The organism is Streptomyces sp. NPDC056169 (genome assembly GCF_042268445.1).
GTDB lineage: Bacteria > Actinomycetota > Actinomycetes > Streptomycetales > Streptomycetaceae > Streptomyces.
This window is the reverse complement of sequence record NZ_JBHJUO010000006.1, coordinates 242,095-263,405: the sequence shown is the minus strand read 5'-3', so window position 1 is coordinate 263,405 and position 21,311 is coordinate 242,095. Positions and strand designations below refer to the sequence as shown.

General features: G+C 70.9%; 19 protein-coding genes. 14 read left to right on the top strand and 5 right to left on the bottom strand.

All coding sequences use genetic code 11. The features are described 5' to 3' along the window. Positions 1–37: 37 nt before the first annotated feature. Complete coding sequence (locus ACFC0G_RS11975) at positions 38–211, bottom strand: hypothetical protein (protein WP_376401099.1); 174 nt, start codon at positions 209–211, stop codon at positions 38–40. Positions 212–595: 384 nt separating this feature from the next. Between ACFC0G_RS11975 and ACFC0G_RS11970 the strand changes: the two genes are divergently transcribed. The 4 genes from ACFC0G_RS11970 to ACFC0G_RS11955 all read left to right on the top strand — a co-directional run bounded on the left by ACFC0G_RS11970 (position 596) and on the right by ACFC0G_RS11955 (position 4,303). Continuing rightward, positions 596–1,249 carry a response regulator transcription factor gene (locus tag ACFC0G_RS11970; RefSeq protein ID WP_024758527.1) on the top strand — a complete coding sequence of 218 codons (654 nt, stop codon included), beginning with the start codon at positions 596–598 and terminating at the stop codon, positions 1,247–1,249. Between the two features lie 4 nt (positions 1,250–1,253). After that, complete coding sequence (locus ACFC0G_RS11965; protein WP_376401095.1) at positions 1,254–2,492, top strand: sensor histidine kinase; 1,239 nt, start codon at positions 1,254–1,256, stop codon at positions 2,490–2,492. A gap of 395 nt (positions 2,493–2,887) precedes the next feature. Continuing rightward, entirely contained in the window at positions 2,888–3,184 is a 297-nt protein-coding gene (locus ACFC0G_RS11960) for a DUF4193 domain-containing protein (RefSeq protein WP_003955561.1), read from the top strand. A 12-nt stretch (positions 3,185–3,196) separates the two neighbouring features. Continuing rightward, positions 3,197–4,303 (top strand): hypothetical protein, encoded by a 1,107-nt coding sequence (locus ACFC0G_RS11955; RefSeq protein ID WP_376401092.1) that lies wholly within the window; start codon positions 3,197–3,199, stop codon positions 4,301–4,303. Between the two features lie 173 nt (positions 4,304–4,476). On the opposite strand, the gene ACFC0G_RS11950 is transcribed toward ACFC0G_RS11955, so the two are convergent. Next, the gene (locus tag ACFC0G_RS11950; protein ID WP_376401089.1) at positions 4,477–5,043 is read right to left on the bottom strand and encodes a DUF3093 domain-containing protein; all 567 of its coding nucleotides are present in this window, start codon (positions 5,041–5,043) and stop codon (positions 4,477–4,479) included. A 58-nt stretch (positions 5,044–5,101) separates the two neighbouring features. On the opposite strand from ACFC0G_RS11950, the gene ACFC0G_RS11945 reads away from it, so the two are divergent. From ACFC0G_RS11945 to ACFC0G_RS11910, 8 genes are all read left to right on the top strand, one after another. Continuing rightward, positions 5,102–5,686: a PaaI family thioesterase gene (locus tag ACFC0G_RS11945; protein WP_376401086.1), complete on the top strand. Its 585-nt coding sequence runs from the start codon at positions 5,102–5,104 to the stop codon at positions 5,684–5,686. Beyond that, positions 5,686–6,198 (top strand): dUTP diphosphatase, encoded by a 513-nt coding sequence (gene dut, locus ACFC0G_RS11940; protein WP_024758522.1) that lies wholly within the window; start codon positions 5,686–5,688, stop codon positions 6,196–6,198. The genes ACFC0G_RS11945 and dut overlap by 1 nt, the downstream gene beginning before the upstream one ends. Before the next feature lies 1 nt (position 6,199). Continuing rightward, positions 6,200–6,961, top strand: coding sequence for a DUF3710 domain-containing protein (locus tag ACFC0G_RS11935; protein WP_376401082.1), 762 nt, complete (start codon positions 6,200–6,202; stop codon positions 6,959–6,961). Positions 6,962–7,127: 166 nt separating this feature from the next. After that, a complete protein-coding gene (locus tag ACFC0G_RS11930; protein ID WP_376401080.1) occupies positions 7,128–7,880 on the top strand; it encodes an ABC transporter ATP-binding protein in 753 nt (250 codons plus the stop codon). 153 nt (positions 7,881–8,033) lie between these two features. Next, the gene (locus ACFC0G_RS11925) at positions 8,034–10,580 is read left to right on the top strand and encodes an ATP-binding protein (RefSeq protein WP_376401078.1); all 2,547 of its coding nucleotides are present in this window, start codon (positions 8,034–8,036) and stop codon (positions 10,578–10,580) included. Between the two features lie 162 nt (positions 10,581–10,742). Next, positions 10,743–11,429 (top strand): response regulator, encoded by a 687-nt coding sequence (locus tag ACFC0G_RS11920; protein WP_376401075.1) that lies wholly within the window; start codon positions 10,743–10,745, stop codon positions 11,427–11,429. Between the two features lie 58 nt (positions 11,430–11,487). Continuing rightward, the gene (locus tag ACFC0G_RS11915) at positions 11,488–11,886 is read left to right on the top strand and encodes an OB-fold nucleic acid binding domain-containing protein (protein WP_079039299.1); all 399 of its coding nucleotides are present in this window, start codon (positions 11,488–11,490) and stop codon (positions 11,884–11,886) included. Between the two features lie 3 nt (positions 11,887–11,889). Next, a complete protein-coding gene (locus ACFC0G_RS11910) occupies positions 11,890–12,636 on the top strand; it encodes a DUF3159 domain-containing protein (protein WP_376401072.1) in 747 nt (248 codons plus the stop codon). A 103-nt stretch (positions 12,637–12,739) separates the two neighbouring features. Here the strand turns inward: ACFC0G_RS11910 and ACFC0G_RS11905 are convergent, their stop codons facing one another. Next, positions 12,740–13,417, bottom strand: coding sequence for a potassium channel family protein (locus tag ACFC0G_RS11905; RefSeq protein WP_376401069.1), 678 nt, complete (start codon positions 13,415–13,417; stop codon positions 12,740–12,742). After that, positions 13,417–14,085 (bottom strand): TrkA family potassium uptake protein, encoded by a 669-nt coding sequence (locus ACFC0G_RS11900; protein WP_030321520.1) that lies wholly within the window; start codon positions 14,083–14,085, stop codon positions 13,417–13,419. Before ACFC0G_RS11900 ends, ACFC0G_RS11905 begins: the two co-directional genes overlap by 1 nt. A 234-nt stretch (positions 14,086–14,319) precedes the next feature. Between ACFC0G_RS11900 and ACFC0G_RS11895 the strand changes: the two genes are divergently transcribed. Together ACFC0G_RS11895 and ACFC0G_RS11890 are read left to right on the top strand one after the other, a co-directional pair. Beyond that, positions 14,320–16,389: an APC family permease gene (locus tag ACFC0G_RS11895; RefSeq protein WP_376401067.1), complete on the top strand. Its 2,070-nt coding sequence runs from the start codon at positions 14,320–14,322 to the stop codon at positions 16,387–16,389. Between the two features lie 123 nt (positions 16,390–16,512). After that, a complete protein-coding gene (locus ACFC0G_RS11890; protein WP_376401064.1) occupies positions 16,513–17,841 on the top strand; it encodes a class I SAM-dependent RNA methyltransferase in 1,329 nt (442 codons plus the stop codon). A gap of 362 nt (positions 17,842–18,203) precedes the next feature. Here ACFC0G_RS11890 and ACFC0G_RS11885 read toward each other — a convergent pair whose 3' ends face one another. Next, entirely contained in the window at positions 18,204–21,266 is a 3,063-nt protein-coding gene (locus tag ACFC0G_RS11885; RefSeq protein ID WP_376401061.1) for a pPIWI_RE module domain-containing protein, read from the bottom strand. Between the last annotated feature and the right edge of the window lie 45 nt (positions 21,267–21,311).

Below are 21,311 nucleotides of genomic sequence, written 5' to 3'. Positions count from 1 at the left end.
GAACGGCTCCGGGGCCCTCGACGTGTGTGCGAGCCGGTCAGTAGCCCGGCGCGGCGACCTCCACGCCGTGCTCCGCGGCCAGGCGGTGCAGGTCGTCCAGCTCTGCCTGCTCGACGTCCGCGAGGAAGTCGTCGCCCGTCTCACGAGCACGCGTGAGGTCGGTCTGCGCGGCCCTGATCCGGTGCAGCAGTCCTGCGGTGAAAGCGTCCATCGTGCGCCCCCTCGTCGTGGGTCCGGTGGCACGGGGGTGTGCCGAGGGTGGGTGGATCACACACTGTTGCCTCTGGGGGACAGAAGGCGATAGGTGGCGCGCCACATACAGGGCGTGATCACGGGGTGTGCAGTCGTCCTCCCCACCCCCTTCCTCACAGAAACCTCAACTGGCCCGTGAATCAGGTGAATTCTTCGCGGGCCACCCCCGGAGGAGTCACGCGCCCCGCCGCACGCCCCCACCGCACCACCCCCGCGCCCCGGGCCCCGCACACCCGTCTTACAGCCGGTTTACGCGCGTTAGGGGCAGGATGGACACGCACAGTCAGTGCTCAGGTTTCAGCCGGTCCGCCTTCGGATCGCGGCTCAAGGGAAGGACTACGACGTGCGTGTACTCGTCGTCGAGGACGAGCAGCTGCTCGCCGATGCGGTGGCCACCGGACTGCGCCGGGAGGCCATGGCAGTCGACGTCGTGTACGACGGCGCCGCGGCCCTGGAGCGCATCGGGGTGAACGACTACGACGTCGTCGTCCTCGACCGCGACCTCCCGCTCGTCCACGGCGACGACGTCTGCCGCAAGATCGTCGAGCTCGGCATGCCCACGCGCGTGCTGATGCTCACCGCGTCCGGAGACGTCAGCGACCGCGTCGAGGGCCTGGAGCTCGGCGCGGACGACTACCTCCCCAAGCCCTTCGCCTTCACCGAGCTCACCGCGCGCGTGCGTGCCCTGGGCCGGCGCACCACGGTGCCGCTCCCGCCCGTCCTGGAGCGCGCCGGCATCAAGCTCGACCCGAACCGCCGCGAGGTCTTCCGCGAGGGCAAGGAGGTCCAGCTCGCGCCGAAGGAGTTCGCCGTCCTGGAGGTCCTCATGCGCAGCGAGGGCGCCGTCGTCTCGGCCGAGCAGCTCCTGGAGAAGGCCTGGGACGAGAACACCGACCCGTTCACCAACGTCGTGCGCGTCACCGTCATGACCCTGCGCCGCAAGCTCGGCGAGCCCCCGGTCATCGTCACCGTGCCCGGCTCCGGGTACCGGATCTGACCCGATGCCCACGACCTCCGCGCCCCACCCCCAGGCGCCACCGAAACCGACGTGGGACCCCAGGGACCCCGTCCGGCCGCTGCTGCGCCCGACCATCCGGATACGGCTCACGCTGCTGTACGGCGGCATGTTCCTGATCGCCGGCATCCTGCTGCTGTCGATCATCTACCTCTTCACCGCGCAGACCCTGAGCGAGAGCGCGGCCCAACTGCCGTTCAAGATCGTCAAGGGTGAGGTGCTGCCCACCACCTCCTGGTGCCGGCTGCCCAACGCGGGTACCGGTGAGCAGTTCAACGACGCCGTGTCGGTCTGTCTGCGGCACCAGAGCGACATGGCCCTGGAAGACCTCCTGCGCCGCTCGCTCTTCGCCCTGCTCGGCCTGAGCATCATCGCCTTCGCCTTCGGCTACGCCATGGCGGGCCGGGTGCTCTCCCCGCTCGGCCGGATCACCCGTACCGCCCGCCAGGTGGCCGGTTCCGACCTGGCCCGCCGGATCGAGCTGGACGGCCCCGACGACGAGCTCAAGGAGCTCGCCGACACCTTCGACGAGATGCTGGAGCGCCTGGAGCGGGCCTTCACCGCCCAGCAGCGCTTCGTCGCGAACGCCTCGCACGAGCTGCGGACCCCGCTCGCGATCAACCGCACGCTCCTGGAGGTCCACCTCTCGGACCCCGGGGCCCCTGTGGAGCTCCAGCAGCTCGGCAAGACCCTGCTCGCCACCAACGAGCGCAGCGAGCAGCTCGTGGAGGGCCTGCTGCTGCTCGCCCGGAGCGACAACCAGATCATCGAGCGCAAGGCCGTCGACCTCGCCGAGGTCGCCTCCCGGGCGATCGACCAGACGCACGCCGAGGCCCTGGCCAAGGGCGTGGAGATCCGGGGCGAGCGCGCACCCGCGGTCGTCCAGGGCAACGGCGTCCTGCTGGAGCGGATCGCCCTGAACCTGCTCCAGAACGCCGTGCGGTACAACGTGCCGGAAGGAGGCTGGGTGGAGGTCACCACGGAGACCGAGCACGGCCAGGCGGTCCTGGTCGTCTCGAACACGGGACCGGTGGTCCCCGCGTATGAGATCGACAACCTTTTCGAGCCGTTCCGGCGGCTCCGGCAGGAGCGCACCGGCAGCGACAAGGGGGTCGGTCTCGGCCTGTCGATCGCGCGGTCCGTGGCCCGCGCCCACGGCGGCCGTATCATCGCGGAGCCCCGCGAGGGCGGCGGTCTCGTGATGCGTGTCACTCTGCCGATCTGACACACTGCACAAGCCGACCGGTTCCGTTCGCTTTGCGCGGAATTCTCTGGCCCCGATTCTGAGACGCTCATGTGTGATCGATCACAGGAGAGGGTGTCCGGACCTCCACTCTCCGTGACCGAGAAATCCCTCGGAAAACCAGGAAAAGTCCGGGTTTCCGGGGCCCGGAATGACGGGAAGTACACGGGGTGGCGCCTGTGAAGGGTGCCCGGAGGACCGTGTACGGTCCGGTTCGCCACCCGAAGCCGACCACTCGCGAGAGGGCGCGACGGGTGTCGATTGAGTAACAGACCTTGATGTGAGGCAAAATCTCCGCCTCAGGTCGGGCACAAGTCCGACCTCTCACGCGTTACGTGCGCTGGAGACACCGCAACTACCCAGAGGGGGAGAGCGACATGGCAACGGATTACGACACCCCACGCAAGACCGACGACGACGTCGACTCGGACAGCCTTGAAGAACTGAAGGCCCGCCGGAACGACAAGTCGACCTCGACGGTCGACGTCGACGAGTTCGAGGCCGCAGAAGGCCTGGAACTGCCCGGGGCCGACCTCTCGAACGAGGAGCTGGCCGTCCGGGTCCTGCCCAAGCAGGCCGACGAGTTCACGTGCATGAGCTGCTTCCTCGTGCACCACCGCAGCCAGCTGGCACGAGAGAAGAACGGCCAGCCGATCTGCCGCGACTGCGACTGAGACCGCTCGGCCGTGGCAGGCGAGACACCGTCCCGGAAGCGGCGTCTCCGGCTCCCTGGGAGCTCGGAGACGTACAAGGGCGGCACGAGCTCGGCAGAGGGTGCCCAGGAGGCCCCCGACGCCGTGCCGGCCGTCCCCCTGCCCTCCCTCGGCGTACGTGACGACGAGCGGGGCCCTTCGGCCTCGCTCGAAGCGGTCGTCGCGGACATCGAGGCGGCAACCGGTTCGCGCGTCGAGCCGGGCGCCGGTCACGGCGCCGGGCCGGACGCGGCACGGCTCCCCGCGGAGCAGCGCGAGGGCCGGGGCGAGGCGCGCCACGGACGGCTGGACGCCGTCAGGCGGCTGGCCAACCCCGCGCGGGCCCAGCTCGACAAGATCAAGATCGACAGCGACCGGATCGACGCCGTCCGGCGCGGCGTCACGCGCAGCGTCAAGGACGGCGTGAAGCGCGGCGGTGACAGCGCCAAGGCGGGCATCGGCCATCTGGCCGACCGGCTGATCGACCTCGCCCCGCGGATCCCGGTCCGCGACCTGGCGACCCTCCGCAGACAGTTCCCCGGGCTCGGCCCCGAGCAGCTCGCCGACAAGCTCGTCACGGGCGCGGCGAACGCGAGCTCGACCGTCGGCGCGGGCGTCGGCGCCGCCGCCATGCTTCCCGTACCCCCGGCCATGCCGGCCGAACTGGCGGCCGAGATCACCGGCGTCGCCGCCGTCGAACTCAAACTCATCGCCGAACTGCACGAGGTGTACGGACTGCGCCCGCCGGGCCGCCTCGCCCAGCGCTCGACGGCCTATCTGACCTCCTGGACCGAGGAGCGGGGCATCGACCCCACCAAGCCCACCACGGTCAACGCGGCGCTCGGCGGGCAGCTCAAGCGCGAGCTGCGCCAGCAGATCACCAAACGCCTCGTGCGGAACCTGCCGAACCTCATGCCCTTCATGGTCGGCGCCGCCGTCGGCGCGGTCATGAACCGGCGCGACACCAGGAAGCTCGCCGCGCACATCCGCAAGGACCTCCGCGCCCGCCAGATCCCCTGGGACGCCCTCCCGGAGCTGCCCCCACTGGAGCAGCCCGAGAATCCCAAGGAGCTCGGCTTCCCCAAGGAGCTCGGCTTCTAGGACCTGCCCGGCGGATCATGGCCGGATGAGCCCCGGCCGCCCTCTCCGGGCCGGACGAGAACCCGGCCCGGGGCGTCCTGCCGATCGGGCCGGATCGGGCGTCCTGCCGATCGGGCGTCCTGCCGGTCAGGCCGGACCGGGCCCCGGACCGGACCCCGGGCCCGACCGCCGGATCAGGCCTCGGCGCGTACGGAATCCAGGGCCGCCACCAGGGCCTCCGGCTCACGGCTGGACAGGTACACGTACGGCGTCGGGTCCGCCGGGTCCGTGACCTCGACCCGTACCGCCCGCGGCACGTAGCTGCGCATCAGCATGAAGGCGCGCGGATCGGCCTTGTAGGTGCGCCAGGCGCGCGCCTCCTCCACGTCCAGTACCTCGGCCGCCCCGAGCGCCGAGACCGGGATCCGCGCGTCGCCCGCCACCAGCGAACCGGCCACCACCCGGACCCGGGCGGAGCCGTACGAGGAGACCGCCGCACCGGCGAGCACCGCCGCCACGATCAGACCGCCCAGCATCGGGACCGTACCCATCGGGAACATGATCAGGCCGCCGGAGAGACCGAGCAGACCCGCGATCAGCCACCACGAGCGGGGCGCCGTCAGCCGCTCGTCGAAGCGTGGCGCGGCCGGCGCCGAGGCCGTCACCGGCGACGACGCGACGGGCGTCTCGGCGGGCGACTCGGCGGACGGCGCGGGCGAAGGCTCGGAGGAGGGGGCGGGGGACGGCACGGAAGGCTGCATGCGTCCAAGCTTGGCACGGCGCGACCCGCGCCCGGCCGCGCGGGTAAGGTCTGCGCCTGTGACTGCAACATCTGCCGCCCTCACCCCGCCGGCCGACGCCATACCGCCGGTACGCCACCCCGACGCCCCGGCCCCCGGCGAGCTGCTCGGTGCGCACTACGAGTACTGCTTCGGGTGCGGCGGCGGGCAGCCCCACGGCCTGCACCTGGAGGCGCGGGCGGGCGAGGGCGTGACCGTCACCGCCGAGTTCACCGTGACCCCCGACCACCAGGGCGCCCCCGGCCTCGCGCACGGCGGCGTCCTCGCCACCGCGCTCGACGAGACCCTCGGCTCCCTGAACTGGCTGCTGCGGGTCATCGCCGTGACCGGCAGACTGGAGACGGACTTCGCCCGGCCCGTCCCGGTCGGCACCGTGCTCCACCTGGAGGCCGCGGTCACCGCCGTACACGGCCGCAAGATCTTCTCGACCGCCGTCGGCCGGATCGGCGGGCCCGAGGGCCCCGTCGCCGTCCGTGCCGAGGCACTCTTCATAGAGGTCAAGGTCGACCACTTCATCGACAACGGACGGCCGGAGGAGATCCAGGCCGCCATGTCCGACCCCGACCAGGTCCGGCGCGCCCGCGCCTTCGAGGTGAACCCCTGATGCGCAACCCTGTCGACGTACTGATCCGGCGAGTGGACCCGGAGGTGCCGATCCCCGCCTACGGGCACCCCGGCGACGCCGGCGCCGATCTCGTGACCACCGAGGCCGCCGTCCTCGCCCCCGGGGAGCGCGCCGTGCTGCCCACCGGGGTCTCCATCGCGCTGCCCGACGGGTACGCGGCCTTCGTGCATCCGCGCTCCGGCCTGGCCGCCCGCTGCGGAGTCGCACTCGTGAATGCCCCGGGGACGGTAGATGCCGGGTACCGTGGAGAGATCAAAGTGATCGTGGTCAATCTCGACCCGCGCGAAAGCGTGCGGTTCGAGCGGTTCGACCGGATTGCCCAACTGGTCGTCCAGCAGGTCGAGAAGGTGCGCTTCCACGAGGTGGCGGAGCTTCCCGGCTCGGCGCGGGCCGAGGGGGGCTTCGGGTCCACCGGCGGCCATGCCGCCGTGGACGGCTCAACGGGTGGGAATCGATACGCTTCGGTCGTATCCGACCGGGAAGGACAGTGACGTGTTCGGACGTCGCAAGAAGAGCGGTGCCGCTGAGGACGCAGCGGGCGAGGCCGAGCAGGTCGTCGACGAGGTCGGCACCGACGGTTCGGCCGACGCGCCGCGTCGGGTGAACCTTCCGCCGGCGCCCCGGCCCGACGGACCGTGGGACATCTCCGAGGTCACCACCCCGGAGGACGGCCGTGTCGACCTCGGGGGCGTCTTCGTCCCCGGAGTCGAGGGCATGGAGCTGCGGGTCGAGGTGGCGGGCGACGCGATCGTCGCGGCCACCGTCGTGCTGCGCGACAGCGCCGTGCAGCTGCAGGCCTTCGCCGCCCCGAAGAACGAGGGCATCTGGGGCGAGGTCCGTGACGAGATCGCCACGGGCATCGTCCAGCAGGGCGGAGTCATCGACGAGGTCGAGGGCCCCCTCGGCTGGGAGCTGCGGGCCCAGGTGCCCGTGCAGCTGCCGGACGGCAACCGCGGCGTACAGCTCGTGCGCTTCGTGGGTGTCGACGGGCCCCGCTGGTTCCTGCGCGGAGTGATCTCCGGGCAGGGCGCGGTGCAGCCTGAGGCGGCCGGGCTCCTGGAGCAGATCGTGCGGGACACCGTGGTCGTCCGCGGTGAGGGCCCGATGGCCCCGCGCGACCCGATCGTCCTCAAGCTGCCGAACGACGCGCAGATGGTGCCGGACGGTGTCCAGCAGGAGGAGCAGGCGAACTCGCGCTTCTCCGGCGGCATGGGCCAGCTCCAGCGCGGCCCGGAGGTCTCCGAGATCCGCTGAGCCGCGCTCGAGCATCGAGAAACGAGCGGTGGGCCGCTTCCCGTACGAGAGGTACGGGAAGCGGCCCACCGGCCTTTCTGCCCTTTCGTACGTGCTCCGGTGCCCCCTCGTCCGCGCCCGGGCTCTGGCCCTGGGGCCCGGCGGCGGACCATACTGGCGGGCGCACATGTTCGAGGAGGGGGAGCACACGGTGAGTGAGAGCAGCACGCGGTCCGGAACGGCCGTCGCCGAGGACCCGGCGGGTCTGCCGATGGTCCGGGTCGAGGACCTCCGGCGCTCGTACGGCACGGGCGAGGCCGCCGTCCACGCCCTCCGCGGGGTCTCCTTCGACATCCCGCGCGGCGAGCTCGTGGCCCTGAAGGGGCGCTCGGGCTCCGGCAAGACGACCCTGCTGAACCTCGTGGGCGGCCTCGACAGCGCCGACGGGGGCCGGATCGTCATCGACGGCACCGACCTCTCCACGCTCGGTGAGAACGGGCTCCTGGAGCTGCGCCGGGACCGGATCGGCTTCATCTTCCAGTCCTTCGGGCTCCTCCCGATCCTCTCCGCCGCCGAGAACGTGGGCGTACCCCTCCGGCTGCGCAACACCGACCCGAAGGAGCGCGAGGAGCGGGTCGCGCTGATGCTCTCGCTCGTGGGCCTCGCCGACCACGCGGCCCAGCGGCCGGGCGAGCTGTCCGGCGGCCAGCAGCAGCGGGTCGCGATCGCCCGCGCCCTCGCCAACAAGCCGGCCCTGCTGATCGCCGACGAGCCGACGGGCCAGCTGGACGCGGAGACCGGGCTCGCCGTCATGGAGCTGCTGCGCGCGGTGGTGCGCAGCGAGGGCTGCACGGCCCTGGTCGCCACGCACGACCCCCAGCTCCTGGGCCTGGCGGACCGGGTCCTGGAACTCAGCGACGGCGAGATCATGGAGCACTGAGCGCCCGGGCGGACGCACAGAGAGCCCGGGCGGACGCACGGAGAGCCCGGGCGGTCGGTTCGCGGCCGTCCGGACATCAGAATCACGTCAATACCGCACGGGGGTCTCCGTCCGCGTGCGGAATGTCCGATTGGCTGGACGTATGGTCGTGCCATGGGACGCGGCAAGCTTCGGATCTACCTCGGCGCTGCGCCGGGCGTCGGCAAGACGTACGCGATGCTCTCCGAGGGACACCGTCGGATCGAGCGCGGTACGGACTGCGTCGTGGCCTTCGTGGAGCACCACGGACGGCCGCGTACGGAGGTGATGCTGCACGGCCTGGAGCAGGTTCCGCGCCGGACCCTGGACTACCGGGGCACGAGCTTCACCGAGATGGACGTCGACGCGGTCCTGGCCAGGAAGCCGGCCGTCGCGCTCGTCGACGAGCTCGCCCACACGAACGTCCCCGGCTCCCGGAACCCCAAGCGCTGGCAGGACGTCGCCGAGCTCCTCGCGGCCGGCATCGACGTCGTGTCCACGGTCAACATCCAGCATCTGGAGTCGCTGGGCGACGTCGTCGAGTCGATCACCGGCGTACGGCAGAGGGAGACCGTCCCCGACGAGGTCGTCCGCCGCGCCGACCAGATCGAACTGGTCGACATGTCGCCCCAGGCCCTGCGCCGCCGCATGGCCCACGGCAACATCTACACGTCCGACAAGGTCGACGCGGCCCTCTCCAACTACTTCCGCCCCGGCAACCTCACCGCCCTCCGCGAGCTCGCGCTGCTCTGGACGGCCGACCGGGTCGACGAGTACCTCCAGCAGTACCGGGGCGAGCACAACATCCGCTCCACCTGGCAGGCCCGGGAGCGCATCGTCGTGGGCCTCACCGGCGGCCCCGAGGGCCGCACGCTCATACGCCGGGCCACCCGGCTGGCCGAGAAGGGCGCGGGCGGCGAGGTCCTCGCCGTCTACATCGCCCGCAGCGACGGCCTCACCGCCGCCTCGCCGAAGGAGCTGGCCGTCCAGCGGACCCTCGTCGAGGACCTCGGCGGAACGTTCCACCACGTCATCGGCGACGACGTCCCCTCCGCGCTCCTGGAGTTCGCCCGCGGGGTCAACGCGACCCAGATCGTCCTCGGCTCCAGTCGCCGCCGCACCTGGCAGTACGTGTTCGGCCCCGGCGTCGGCCAGACCGTGGCCCGTGACTCCGGCACCGACCTCGACGTCCACATCGTCACCCACGGCGAGGTCGCCAAGGGGCGGGGGCTGCCCGTCGCGCGCGGGGCGCGGCTCGGACGGTCCCGGATCCTCGGCGGCTGGCTGGTCGGCGTCGCGGGGCCCGTCTGCCTGGCCCTGCTCCTCACGCACGTCGACGCCGACCTCGGCCTCGCCAACGACATGCTGCTCTTCCTCGCGCTGACCGTCGCCGCCGCGATGCTCGGCGGATTCCTGCCCGCGCTCGCCTCGGCCGCCGCCGGCTCCCTTCTCCTGAACTGGTTCTTCACCCCGCCCGTCCACCGGATCACCATCGCCGACCCCAAGAACATCGTCGCCCTCGCCGTCTTCCTCGGCGTGGCGATGGCGGTCGCCTCCGTGGTGGACCTGGCCGCCCGGCGCACCCACCAGGCGGCCCGGCTCCGCGCCGAGTCCGAGGTGCTGTCGTACCTCGCCGGCAGTGTGCTGCGCGGCGAGACGAGCCTCGACGCCCTCCTCGAACGGGTTCGCGAGACCTTCTCGATGGAGTCGGTGACCCTCCTCGAACGGGCGGACGGGATCGAGCCGTGGACCCGGGCGGCGAGCGTGGGCCCCCAGCCGGTCGCACGGCCGGAGGACGCCGACGTGGACATGCCGGTCGGCGACCACCTGGCCCTGGCGCTGACCGGCCGGGTCCTGCCCGCCGAGGACCGGCGCGTCCTCGGCGCCTTCGCGGCCCAGGCCGCCGTCGTCCTCGACCGGCAGCGGCTCGTCGGAGAGGCGGAGCAGGCCAGGAAGCAGGCCGAGGGCAACAAGATCCGTACGTCCCTGCTCGCCGCCGTCAGCCACGACCTGCGCACCCCGCTCGCGAGCATCAAGGCCTCCGTCAGCTCCCTCCGCTCCGACGACGTCGACTGGTCCGAGGAGGACCGCGCCGAACTCCTGGAGGGCATCGAGGCGGGCGCCGACCGCCTCGACCACCTCGTCGGCAACCTCCTCGACATGTCCCGCCTCCAGACCGGCACCGTCACGCCGCTGATCCGGGCCGTGGACCTCGACGAGGTCGTCCCGATGGCCCTCGGGGGAGTGCCCGACGGCAGCGCCGAGCTCGACATCCCCGAGACGCTGCCGATGGTCGAGGTGGACAAGGGCCTCCTGGAGCGGGCCGTCGCCAACATCGTCGAGAACGCTGTGAAGTACAGCCCCGGCGGGGAACCCGTCTCGGTCGCCGCCAGCACCCTGGGAGAACGCGTCGAACTGCGCGTCGTGGACCGCGGCCCCGGAGTGCCCGACGAGAGCAAGGACGGGATCTTCGAACCGTTCCAGCGCTTCGGCGACGCCCCTCGCGGCGCCGGAGTCGGTCTCGGCCTCGCGGTCGCCCGCGGCTTCGTCGAGGCCATGGGCGGGACCCTCTCCGCCGAGGACACCCCGGGCGGCGGCCTGACCATGGTGCTCACCCTCAGGGCCGTGCGGGGCGGGCCCCCGGAACAGGTCGTGGAGCTTCCGGCGCATGCCGTGAGCTGAGCCCCGCGGCGGCTCCCGTCCCGCGACCGCCGCCGCGCAGGGCCCGCTCTCGTACCGCTTCCGCCGGTCCTCCCACCGCTACCGACTCCTCCCGCCCAGCCAAGTCCACCGCCCCCACCCAAGCCGCCCGCAACGGGCACCGAAGAAGGTAGGTCCCCCTCCATGACCCGGGTCCTCGTGGTCGACGACGAGCCGCAGATCGTCCGCGCCCTGGTGATCAACCTCAAGGCGCGGAAGTACGAGGTCGACGCCGCACCCGACGGCGCCACCGCCCTCCGGCTGGCCGCCGAGCGCCACCCCGACGTCGTCGTCCTCGACCTCGGCCTGCCCGACATGGACGGCGTCGAGGTCATCAAGGGCCTGCGCGGCTGGACGAGGGTGCCGATCCTCGTCCTCTCCGCCCGCCAGACCTCCGACGAGAAGGTCGAGGCGCTCGACGCCGGAGCCGACGACTACGTCACCAAGCCCTTCGGCATGGACGAGCTGCTCGCGCGGCTGCGCGCGGCCGTACGCCGCGCCGAGCCGGTCGGCGGTGCCGAGGACGGCGTCGTGATCGTCGAGACCGAGGGCTTCACCGTCGACCTGGCGGCGAAGAAGGTCCACCGCGACGGCCGGGACGTCCGGCTCACCCCCACCGAGTGGCACCTCCTGGAGGTCCTCGTCCGCAACGGCGGGCGGCTCGTCAGCCAGAAGCAGCTGCTCCAGGAGGTCTGGGGCCCCTCGTACGGCACGGAGACCAACTACCTCCGCGTGTACATGGCGCAGCTGCGGCGCAAGCTGGAGGCCGACCCCTCGCACCCCCGCCATTTCGTCACCGAACCGGGCATGGGGTACCGCTTCGAACGGTGAAGCGGGAGTCGTGTGTGCGGCCGGTCCTGGTGACGGTGGAGGCCGGTACGCTTTCTGTATGAGTGCTGCACCGCGTACAGAGAAGCCGGCCGGTAGGTTCCGCCGGATGCTCGACCGGCTCTCCTCCACCCCGGAGGACCTGGAGTCGGTGGAGCTCCAGGAGGACGCCGAGGCCACGGGGTGCACGCGCATCTGTGACTGCTCCGACCGCCAGATAGTCAAGGTGACTGGTACCTTGCGCACGGTCACGCTGCGTCCCCGCGCCGGTGTGCCCGCGCTGGAGGCCGAGCTCTTCGACGGCACGGCACCCCTGGACGTCGTCTGGCTGGGCCGCCGCTCCATCGTGGGCATCGAACCGGGCCGCAAGCTGATCGCCTCCGGCCGGATCTCCATGAGCCACGGCCGGCGGGTCCTCTTCAACCCCAAATACGAGCTCCGACCGCTCGGACAGGAGTAGCCGGTGACGTCCCTCGACAAGCCGACGACGGATCAGGACGCCCAGGCCCCACAGGACGCCCAGGCCTCGAAGGAGGTCACCGAGGCCGCGCTGTTCGAGGCCTTCGGCGGCCTGCGGGGCATGATCGAGACGGTCGTGCCGGGCCTGCTCTTCGTCACGATCTTCACGATCAACAAGGACCTGCGCAGCTCGGCGATCGCCGCGCTCGCGATCTCGCTGGTCCTGGTCGCCGTCCGGCTGATCCGGCGCGACACCGTCAAGCACGCCTTCAGCGGCGTCTTCGGTGTCGCCTTCGGTGTCGTCTTCGCGATGATGACGGGCAACGCCAAGGACTTCTACCTGCCGGGCATGCTGTACACCCTCGGCCTCGCCCTGGCGTACCTCGTCACCACGGTCGCGGGCGTCCCGCTGATCGGCCTGATCCTCGGCCCGGTGTTCAAGGAGAACCTCTCCTGGCGCACCCGCAACCCCGGCCGCAAGAAGGCGTACGCGAAGGCCAGCCTGGCCTGGGGCTTCATCCTGCTCGCCAAGTGCGCGATCCTCTTCCCCATGTACTGGTGGGCCGACACGACCAAGTTCGGCTGGGTCCTGGTCGCCCTGAAGATCCCGCCGTTCCTGCTCGCGGTCTACCTCACCTGGATGTTCCTCGCGAAGGCGCCGCCGCCGATCGACGTCTTCGCCGAGATGGAGGCCGAGGAGCGCGCCGAGAAGGCCCGCAAGGAAGCGGCTCGGAGCCGGCCGGAGGCCTGAGCTGCACCGGTGCACGACGGAGAAGGGCCCGGAACCTGGTGACAGGTTCCGGGCCCTTCTCCGTGCACGGACGTACGAGACGTCTTCCCGATCCCGACCGGGGTCAGGACTCGGTGGTCTCGCGGCGGACCTGCAACAGGTCCTCCAGCTGCTCCTCGCGGGCCTGCGCGGCCACGAACAGCAGCTCGTCGCCGGCCTCCAGGGTCTCCTCCGCGCTCGGCGTGAGCACCCGCGAACCGCGGATGATCGTCACCAGCGAGGTGTCCTCGGGCCAGGCCACGTCCCCGACCGAGGTGCCGGCGACCGCCGACTCCGGCGGGAGCGTCAGCTCGACCAGGTTCGCGTCGCCGTGGCTGAAGCGGAGCAGCCGGACGAGGTCGCCGACGCTCACCGCCTCCTCGACCAGGGCCGACATGAGACGCGGCGTCGACACGGCGACGTCCACACCCCAGGCCTCGTTGAACAGCCACTCGTTCTTCGGGTTGTTCACGCGGGCGACGACCCGCGGCACGCCGTACTCGGTCTTGGCGAGCAGCGAGACGACGAGGTTCACCTTGTCGTCGCCGGTCGCCGCGATCACCACGTTGCAGCGCTGGAGCGCCGCCTCGTCGAGGGACGTGATCTCACAGGCGTCGGCGAGCAGCCACTCCGCCTGCGGCACCCGCTCCACCGAGATGGCGGTCGGCGCCTTGTCGATCAGCAGGACCTCGTGCCCGTTCTCCAGGAGCTCGCCCGCGATGGAACGGCCCACCGCACCCGCGCCCGCAATAGCGACACGCATCAGTGACCGCCCTCCTCAGGACCCTCGGCGAAGGCCTCCTCGACCTTCGCGATCTCGTCCGTACGCATCATCACGTGCACCAGGTCACCTTCCTGGAGCACCGTCTGGGAGGTCGGCAGAATCGCTTCGCCCAGTCGGGTGAGGAAGGCGACGCGGACGCCGGTCTCCTCCTGGAGGCGGCTCACCTTGTGGCCGATCCAGGCGGGGGAGGTGTGCACCTCCGCGAGCTGCACGCCGCCGCTCGGGTCACGCCACAGCGGCTCCGCGCCGGAGGGCAGCAGCCGTCGCAGCATCTGGTCGGCGGTCCAGCGGACCGTCGCGACCGTCGGGATCCCGAGGCGCTGGTAGACCTCGGCGCGACGCGGGTCGTAGATCCGCGCCGCCACGTTCTCGATGCCGAACATCTCGCGCGCGACCCGCGCCGCGATGATGTTCGAGTTGTCGCCGCTGCTCACCGCGGCGAAGGCACCGGCGTCCTCGATCCCGGCCTCACGCAGCGTGTCCTGGTCGAAGCCCACGCCCGTGACGCGCCGTCCGCCGAAACCCGACCCCAGACGACGGAAAGCCGTCGGGTCCTGGTCGACGACCGCGACGGTGTGCCCCTGCTGTTCGAGGGTCTGCGCGAGAGCGGCTCCCACTCGCCCGCAGCCCATGATGACGATGTGCACGTCCCCTTACCCCGCACTCCTGATCGCCCTGCTGACCTGCGAAAACACCCTGCCCACAACTTTCCTCGCCCGATCCGCCCGGGCCGCGGCGGGCAACGCCCTGCCGGGTTGCCCGGTCCGAGCTTATGCGGCAACGCTGGCGGGGACCGCATCCGAGGTGGTACTCAGGGAGATTCGGTGCTGATCGGGGGTGCCGGTGAGCATGGCGGATTTCGAACGCTTACGATCCTCTCCGTGTCCAAACTGACCGACGTGCCCAAACGGATCCTGATCGGGCGGGCCCTGCGCAGCGACAAGCTCGGGGAAACCCTTCTCCCGAAGCGGATCGCCCTCCCCGTCTTCGCCTCCGACCCGCTGTCCTCGGTGGCGTACGCGCCAGGTGAGGTGCTGCTCGTCCTCTCCGTCGCGGGACTGTCGGCCTACCACTTCAGCCCGTGGATCGCGCTCGCGGTCGTCGTCCTGATGTTCACGGTCGTCGCCTCCTACCGCCAGAACGTGCACGCGTACCCGAGCGGCGGCGGCGACTACGAGGTCGCCACCACCAACCTCGGGCCGAAGGCCGGACTCACCGTCGCGAGCGCCCTGCTCGTCGACTACGTCCTGACCGTGGCCGTCTCGATCGCCTCGGGCATCGAGAACCTCGGCTCCGCGATCCCCTTCGTGGTCGAGCACAAGGTGGCCTGCGCGGTCGCGGTCATCATCCTGCTCACCGTGATGAACCTGCGCGGGGTGAAGGAGTCGGGCAGCCTATTCGCCATCCCGACGTACGTCTTCGTCGCCGGCGTCTTCATCATGATCGCCTGGGGCGCGTACAAGGGGATCGTCCTCGACGAGACCATGAAGGCCCCCACCGCGGACTTCGAGATCAAGCCCGAGCACGCGGGACTGGCCGGCTTCGCGCTGGTCTTCCTGCTGCTCCGCGCCTTCTCCTCCGGCTGTGCCGCGCTCACCGGCGTCGAGGCGATCTCCAACGGCGTCCCGGCCTTCCGGAAGCCGAAGTCGAAGAACGCCGCCACGACGCTCGCCCTCATGGGCGGCCTGGCCGTCACCATGTTCTGCGGCATCATCTTCCTGGCCATGGCCACCGACGTCCGGATGGCCGAGAACCCCGCCGAAGACCTGCTGCTCAACGGCACGCCGGTCGGTGAGACCTACGTCCAGGACCCGGTCATCTCGCAGGTCGCGGCCGCCGTCTTCGGCGACGGAACGTTCTTCTTCGTCGTCCTCGCCGCCGCCACCGCGCTCGTCCTCTTCCTGGCCGCCAACACCGCGTACAACGGCTTCCCGCTCCTCGGCTCGATCCTCGCCCAGGACCGGTACCTGCCGCGCCAGCTGCACACCCGCGGCGACCGCCTCACCTTCTCCAACGGCATCGTGCTCCTCGCGGGCGCCGCCGCGCTCCTCGTCTGGGTCTACGGGGCCGACTCGACCAAGCTGATCCAGCTCTACATCGTCGGCGTCTTCGTCTCCTTCACCCTGAGCCAGATCGGCATGGTCCGGCACTGGAACCGGCACCTGAGGACGGAGAAGGACCCGGCCAAGCGCCGCCACATGATCCGCTCCCGCGCGATCAACGCGTTCGGTGCCTTCTTCACCGGCCTCGTCCTCGTCGTCGTCCTCGCCACCAAGTTCACCCACGGCGCGTGGGTCGCCCTGCTCGGCATGGTGATCTTCTACGGGACGATGACCGCGATCCGCAGGCACTACGACTCCGTCTCCGCGGAGATCGCCGCCGCGGAGGAACGGCCCGACGAGTACGTCCGCCCCTCCCGGGTCCGCTCCATCGTCCTCGTCTCCAAGCTCCACAAGCCCACCCTCCGCGCGCTCGCCTACGCCAAGCTCATGCACGCGAACGAGCTGGAGGCGCTGACCGTCAACGTCGACCCGGTCGAGACGAAGGCGCTCAGGGAGGAGTGGGAGCGGCGCGGCATCAACGTCCCGCTCAAGATCCTCGACTCGCCGTACCGCGAGATCACCCGCCCGGTGATCGAGTACGTGAAGAGCATCCGCCGCGAGAGCCCGCGCGACGCCGTCTCCGTCTACATCCCCGAGTACGTCGTCGGCCACTGGTACGAGCACCTGCTCCACAACCAGTCCGCACTCCGCCTCAAGGGCAGGCTGCTCTTCACCCCGGGCGTCATGGTGACCTCCGTCCCGTACCAGCTCCAGTCCTCCGAGGTCGCGAAGAAGCGGGCCCGGAAGCGCCAGGAGTGGAACGCGCCGGGCTCGGTCCGCCGGGGCCCGGTGGAGAAGCGCCAGAAGGAACCGACGGCAAAGAACGGCCAGAACGGCCAGAACGGCTAGAACGGCCAGAACGGCTGGAGCAGCCGGAGCAGCTGGAAACGACCGTCTCGAAAAGAACAACTAGACTGGTGGGCTGCCGTGCAAACGGCAGCCCACCTTCTTCTTCCTCTGGAGTCCCCGGTCATGCAGAACACCCCTGTTACGTCGCTGGTCGGGGCGGAGTACGAGGTAGAGGTCGGCCCGGTGGCCCACGGCGGCCACTGCATCGCCCGCACCGAGGAGGGCCGCGTCCTCTTCGTCCGCCACGCGCTGCCCGGCGAGAAGGTCGTCGCCCGCGTCACCGAGGGCGAGGAGACCTCCCGCTTCCTCCGCGCCGACGCGATCACCATCCTCGACCCCTCCAAGGACCGCGTCGAGGCCCCCTGCCCCTTCGCGGGCCCCGGCAAGTGCGGCGGCTGCGACTGGCAGCACGCCAAGCCCGGCGCCCAGCGCCGGCTCAAGGGCGAGGTCATCGCCGAGCAGCTGCTGCGGCTCGCCGGGCTCACCCCGGAGGAGGCCGGCTGGGACGGCACCGTCATGCCGGCCGAGGGCGACAAGCTGCCGCCGGGCGAGGTCCCGCAGTGGCGCACGCGCGTCCAGTACGCGGTCGACGCCGAGGGCCACGCGGGCCTGCGCAAGCACCGCTCGCACGAGGTCGAGATCATCGACCACTGCATGATCGCCGCCGAGGGCGTCTCGGAACTCGGCATCGAGAAGCGCACCTGGGAGGGCATGGCCACGGTCGAGGCCATCGCGGCCTCCGGCTCGAACGACCGCCAGGTCATCCTGACCCCGAAGCCCGGCGGCCGCCTTCCCCTCGTCGAACTCGACAAGCCGGTCTCCGTCCTCCGCGTCGACGAGAAGGACGGCGGAGTCCACCGCGTCCACGGCCGTGCCTTCGTCCGCGAGCGGGCCGACGAGCGCACCTACCGCGTCGGCAACGGCGGCTTCTGGCAGGTCCACCCGCAGGCCGCCCAGACCCTCATGCTCGCCGTCATGCAGGGCCTCACCCCCCGCAAGGGCGACTCCGCCCTCGACCTCTACTGCGGCGTCGGCCTCTTCGCGGGCGCCATCGCCGACCGCGTCGGCGAGCGGGGCGCGGTCCTCGGCATCGAGTCGGGCAAGCGCGCGGTCGAGGACGCCCGCCACAACCTGGAGGGCTTCCCCCGCGTCCGCATCGAACAGGGCAAGGTCGAGTCGGTCCTCCCGCGCACGGGCATCACGGACGTCGACCTCATCGTCCTGGACCCCCCGCGCGCAGGCGCCGGCAAGCAGACGGTCAACCACCTCGCGGGCCTCGGCGCCCGCCGCATCGCCTACGTCGCCTGCGACCCGGCGGCCCTGGCCCGCGACATCTCCTACTTCGCCACCCGCGGCTACAAGGTCCGCACCCTCCGCGCCTTCGACCTCTTCCCGATGACGCACCACGTGGAGTGCGTGGCGATCCTGGAGCCGGTGAAGAAGGACGCCTGACCTGCGGTTTCTTGTGCTCTCCATCCGCTCGACATCTTTCCGAGTGTACAAAGAGTGAAGGTCAGGCGGTTCTTGTTGAAACGGCCTGACCTGCAGATTCAGCAGGGTCGATGCTGCCGGTGCTGGCGTCACCAGAGCACTCTTCGGACTACTGACGTTCAAATGACGCACGTTCCGAAGCTCCATCAGATCTGCTCATATGTCCGCGGACGCGACGAGCCGGCTGCTCGTTCACCTACCTCAAGGTGTTCGAATCGAGTCGCCCGCCGGCGGTTCGCTCTCCGTGTCGGGCTGGATGGTGCAGTTCGTGGACGAGTCTGCAACGACGGGAAGATCCGCCGGCGATCAAACAACTGCGCGGATCACGATGCGCTACTGGATTCCGCCCCGTCGTTGTCGTGCGCGTCGGGTTCTGTAGCCAGTCCCGCCGCGTCCGCCAGGTCCGGGTCCAGATCATCCACGTTCGGCTCCGCAGTAGACTCCATCGCCTCCTCGGTGGGACTCCCGTCGCGCTCTGCGAGCGTCGGAAGGACGTACGCCTGGGCCAGTCCCGCCAAATGGAGAGGGAGTGGGAGGGACAGTGCTGCGGCGTAGTCCGGTGCCTGGCGCAGCTGGTGAACGGCAAGGGCTAGCGCCTCGGCGTCGTCAGGGGATCCCGGTGCGGTGGCGGTCGAGTCGTCGTCCCCGTGACAGCCCAGAACTACGATCTCGACCAGGGTCGGGTTCCAGGCATTGGTGCCTGCCTGCGAAGTGAGGTTGCCTGCTGCGTTGACCCGGGTGGCAAGGCGATCGAGGGCGGGCGAGACCGCATGGGTTCCGGGACGCTCGGTGGTGCTGTAGAAGACTCGCGCCCTTGATGGTTCCCTGTCATGCTGCTGGGGGGACTGTGCCCAGAAACCGGCTGGCTGTCCCTGCGGCTTGCCAGGTTCGGCCAGGCCCCACCACTGGGCGGTCTCACGGCCGCCGCACCCGCGTACACGCACGAGACGGAGTTCGTCGTCGAGCCGGCCTGCCGGGGCGTGACCCGCCTTGATCAGGTCCCGTTCGGCCTGGCCGTCCTGCAGCCACGGCCAGTGCAGCCTGCTGTTCTGTGCATGGGTGATCAGCATGGTGGGCTGGCCGCGGAGGGAGTGCAGCACGCGCTGGAGGAACGCCGCGGTCTCCTTGCGTTGCTGGGCGAGGTTGGTGCGCCACTGCTTGCCGGTGACTCGGGGTGCCGCGGAGTGGGCGCCGTCGCCCGGAGTCTCGGGTTCCGCGAATGCCTCGGGGTTGATCTCGGCCTGCTTCACCAGGCCGAGGAGGAACTGCGGATAGGGCACCCATTCCCCCGCGCTGTCGTCCCAGCCGCGTACCGCCGCGAGACCTTCCGCGTCCGGCAGTGGGGTGACGAGGACAGCCACCGGCAGGTGCTTGGGCAGTCGGGTCGGGCCGTCCTTGCGGCGCTTCACCATCCACACCGCCGCGTACTGCAGCCCGTCGGGGAGGTCGTCGCCGAGGGTGTGCTGAGGCAGGACGCGGACGCCGAGCTGGCGCAGTCCGTCGAGCCAGGCGCTGTGCGTGCGATGGTCGAGGCTGTCCACGTTGTCGATCTGCCGGTCGGCGGACGGCGTCACGACGAACTGGGTCAGCAGTCCGGCGTCGGCGCATCCCAGGCGGACGGCGAACTTGGGGTCCGTCGACGCCGGGCGGAAGGTGCTGCGGTGCGCGACCTCCACCAGGGCGAGCTCGGGACAGAGGGGGTCCGCGCCGTCCGCGCGGAGCCATGAGCGCAGGGCACGGCGGCGTTCGCTGACGGCCGCCGCAAGGGCCGCGCCCTTTCCCTTGACGGCCGGGTCGGGCACGAGCCGGTCGCCGAGGCCATCGGCGAGGGGCAGGCAGCGCAGTCGGAGGGTGAGTTCCGGCGTCTGCCATTCGAGGACGACCGGTGCTCCGGGCCTGGCCTGGTCGAAGTCCCGTTCCGTGACCTGGGCGGTTGAGACGCCGCCGTCGCCGTCGAGTCCCAGGGCCACGGCGAACTTCGCCACCGCCTCCTTCCGCGCCTCGGGCGACTGCCACAGCAGCCGGGCCTCCACCACTGGCGGACCGTCCTGTTCCAGTCCGTGACCGGCCATCCGGGACTGTGTCGCGAGTGCCACGCGCCGCGCCTGGGTCTCGCGCATCAGCTCGGCCTTCTTGGCCTCGTCGGTTCGGAGCTTGGGGCGCCGGTTCTTCGGTGCGCCGATGCCCTTACCGCGTCCGCGCAGCAGGTCGGGTACCCGGACCACCGCTTCAGGGAGGGCCTGCTCGGCCCATTCGGTCAGCTGCGCCCGCTGGTTGGGCATGAAACCGGTGCCGATCTCGTGTTTCCCCATCCGGGTGCTATGGACCACGGCAGCGCGGACGCCTCGGCCCTCGCCGATCCAGGAGACCGGTTCGGTGAGGAGCTGTTCGGGGTCGGGGAAGTTACCGGCGAGGCTGAGTCCGTGCAGAATGCCGGCGGTGTCGTTCTCCGACCAGACGAAGGTGTCGGCCGCCCGGTCGCGGCGCAGGCGGGCGAGTGCGTAGCGTTCGGTGGCCGGTGCTCCGGGCAGCCAGGGGATGGTGGGCCGGAGGTGGACGGTCGTGGCCTCTCGGTAAGGCAGGTTGAGGCGTTTGGTGGCCGCGCGCGCGTGGGTGGCCCATCGGCGTACACCCCAGTGGAGATGGAGGCGCGGCCTGGGGTCGAACGGCGTGGTGTGAAGGGAGATGTTCAGGACGACGGAGAACCACCACTCCTTGCGCTTGATGGTCCGGCACAGGGGCTGCGACATGAGCTCGGCGCCCTGGTCACGCGGCCCGCGGGGCAGCGCCCGGAAGCGCAGTTCGCCGCCCTCGAAGGGGAAGGCGCCGAGGGCCAGGATGCGGCGCGCGAGCGCGTCGGTGGCGAGCTGGAACTGCCGCGGCTCGGGGGCCGAGGTCCCGCTCGGGGTGATCGCGGTGTTGAGCAGTTCGACACCGGTGACCGGCTGCCACTTGGGAAGGTTCTCCTTCAGGTCTGCGCTGCTCGCGAGGAGCAGCGAGCGGAACCCAGGATCCTGTGCGACGTCCTTGGGGCCGAGTGTGCGCAGCCAGGCGTCGAGGAGTTGCCGCATCGAGCGGCTCGGGAGGGGGTCGGGCGCCGAGGCGGGGACGTACATCCAGAAGTCCTCGGCGGTCTGCGGTCCCGGTTCGACGGGGGTCCGGGGCCGGGGGCGCACGATCACATCGGGGGCGAGGGTCTGGAGCACGCCGTCGAGTCGGCGGGTGGGCAGGATCAGCCGTTGTTTCTCCTCGTCCCGCCCGTGGTTGTGCAGTTCGATGAGTCGGGCGCGCCAGTGTTCGGGGAAGGGGAGCACGCGGAAGTCCTCGGTCCAGGGGGTGCTGTCCCCGGCCAGGTGATACGCGGATCGGCGGATGCTCTTGTACACGTGGGTTCTTCCTGCGATGTCGTACGTGATCGGGTGCGCGCCGCC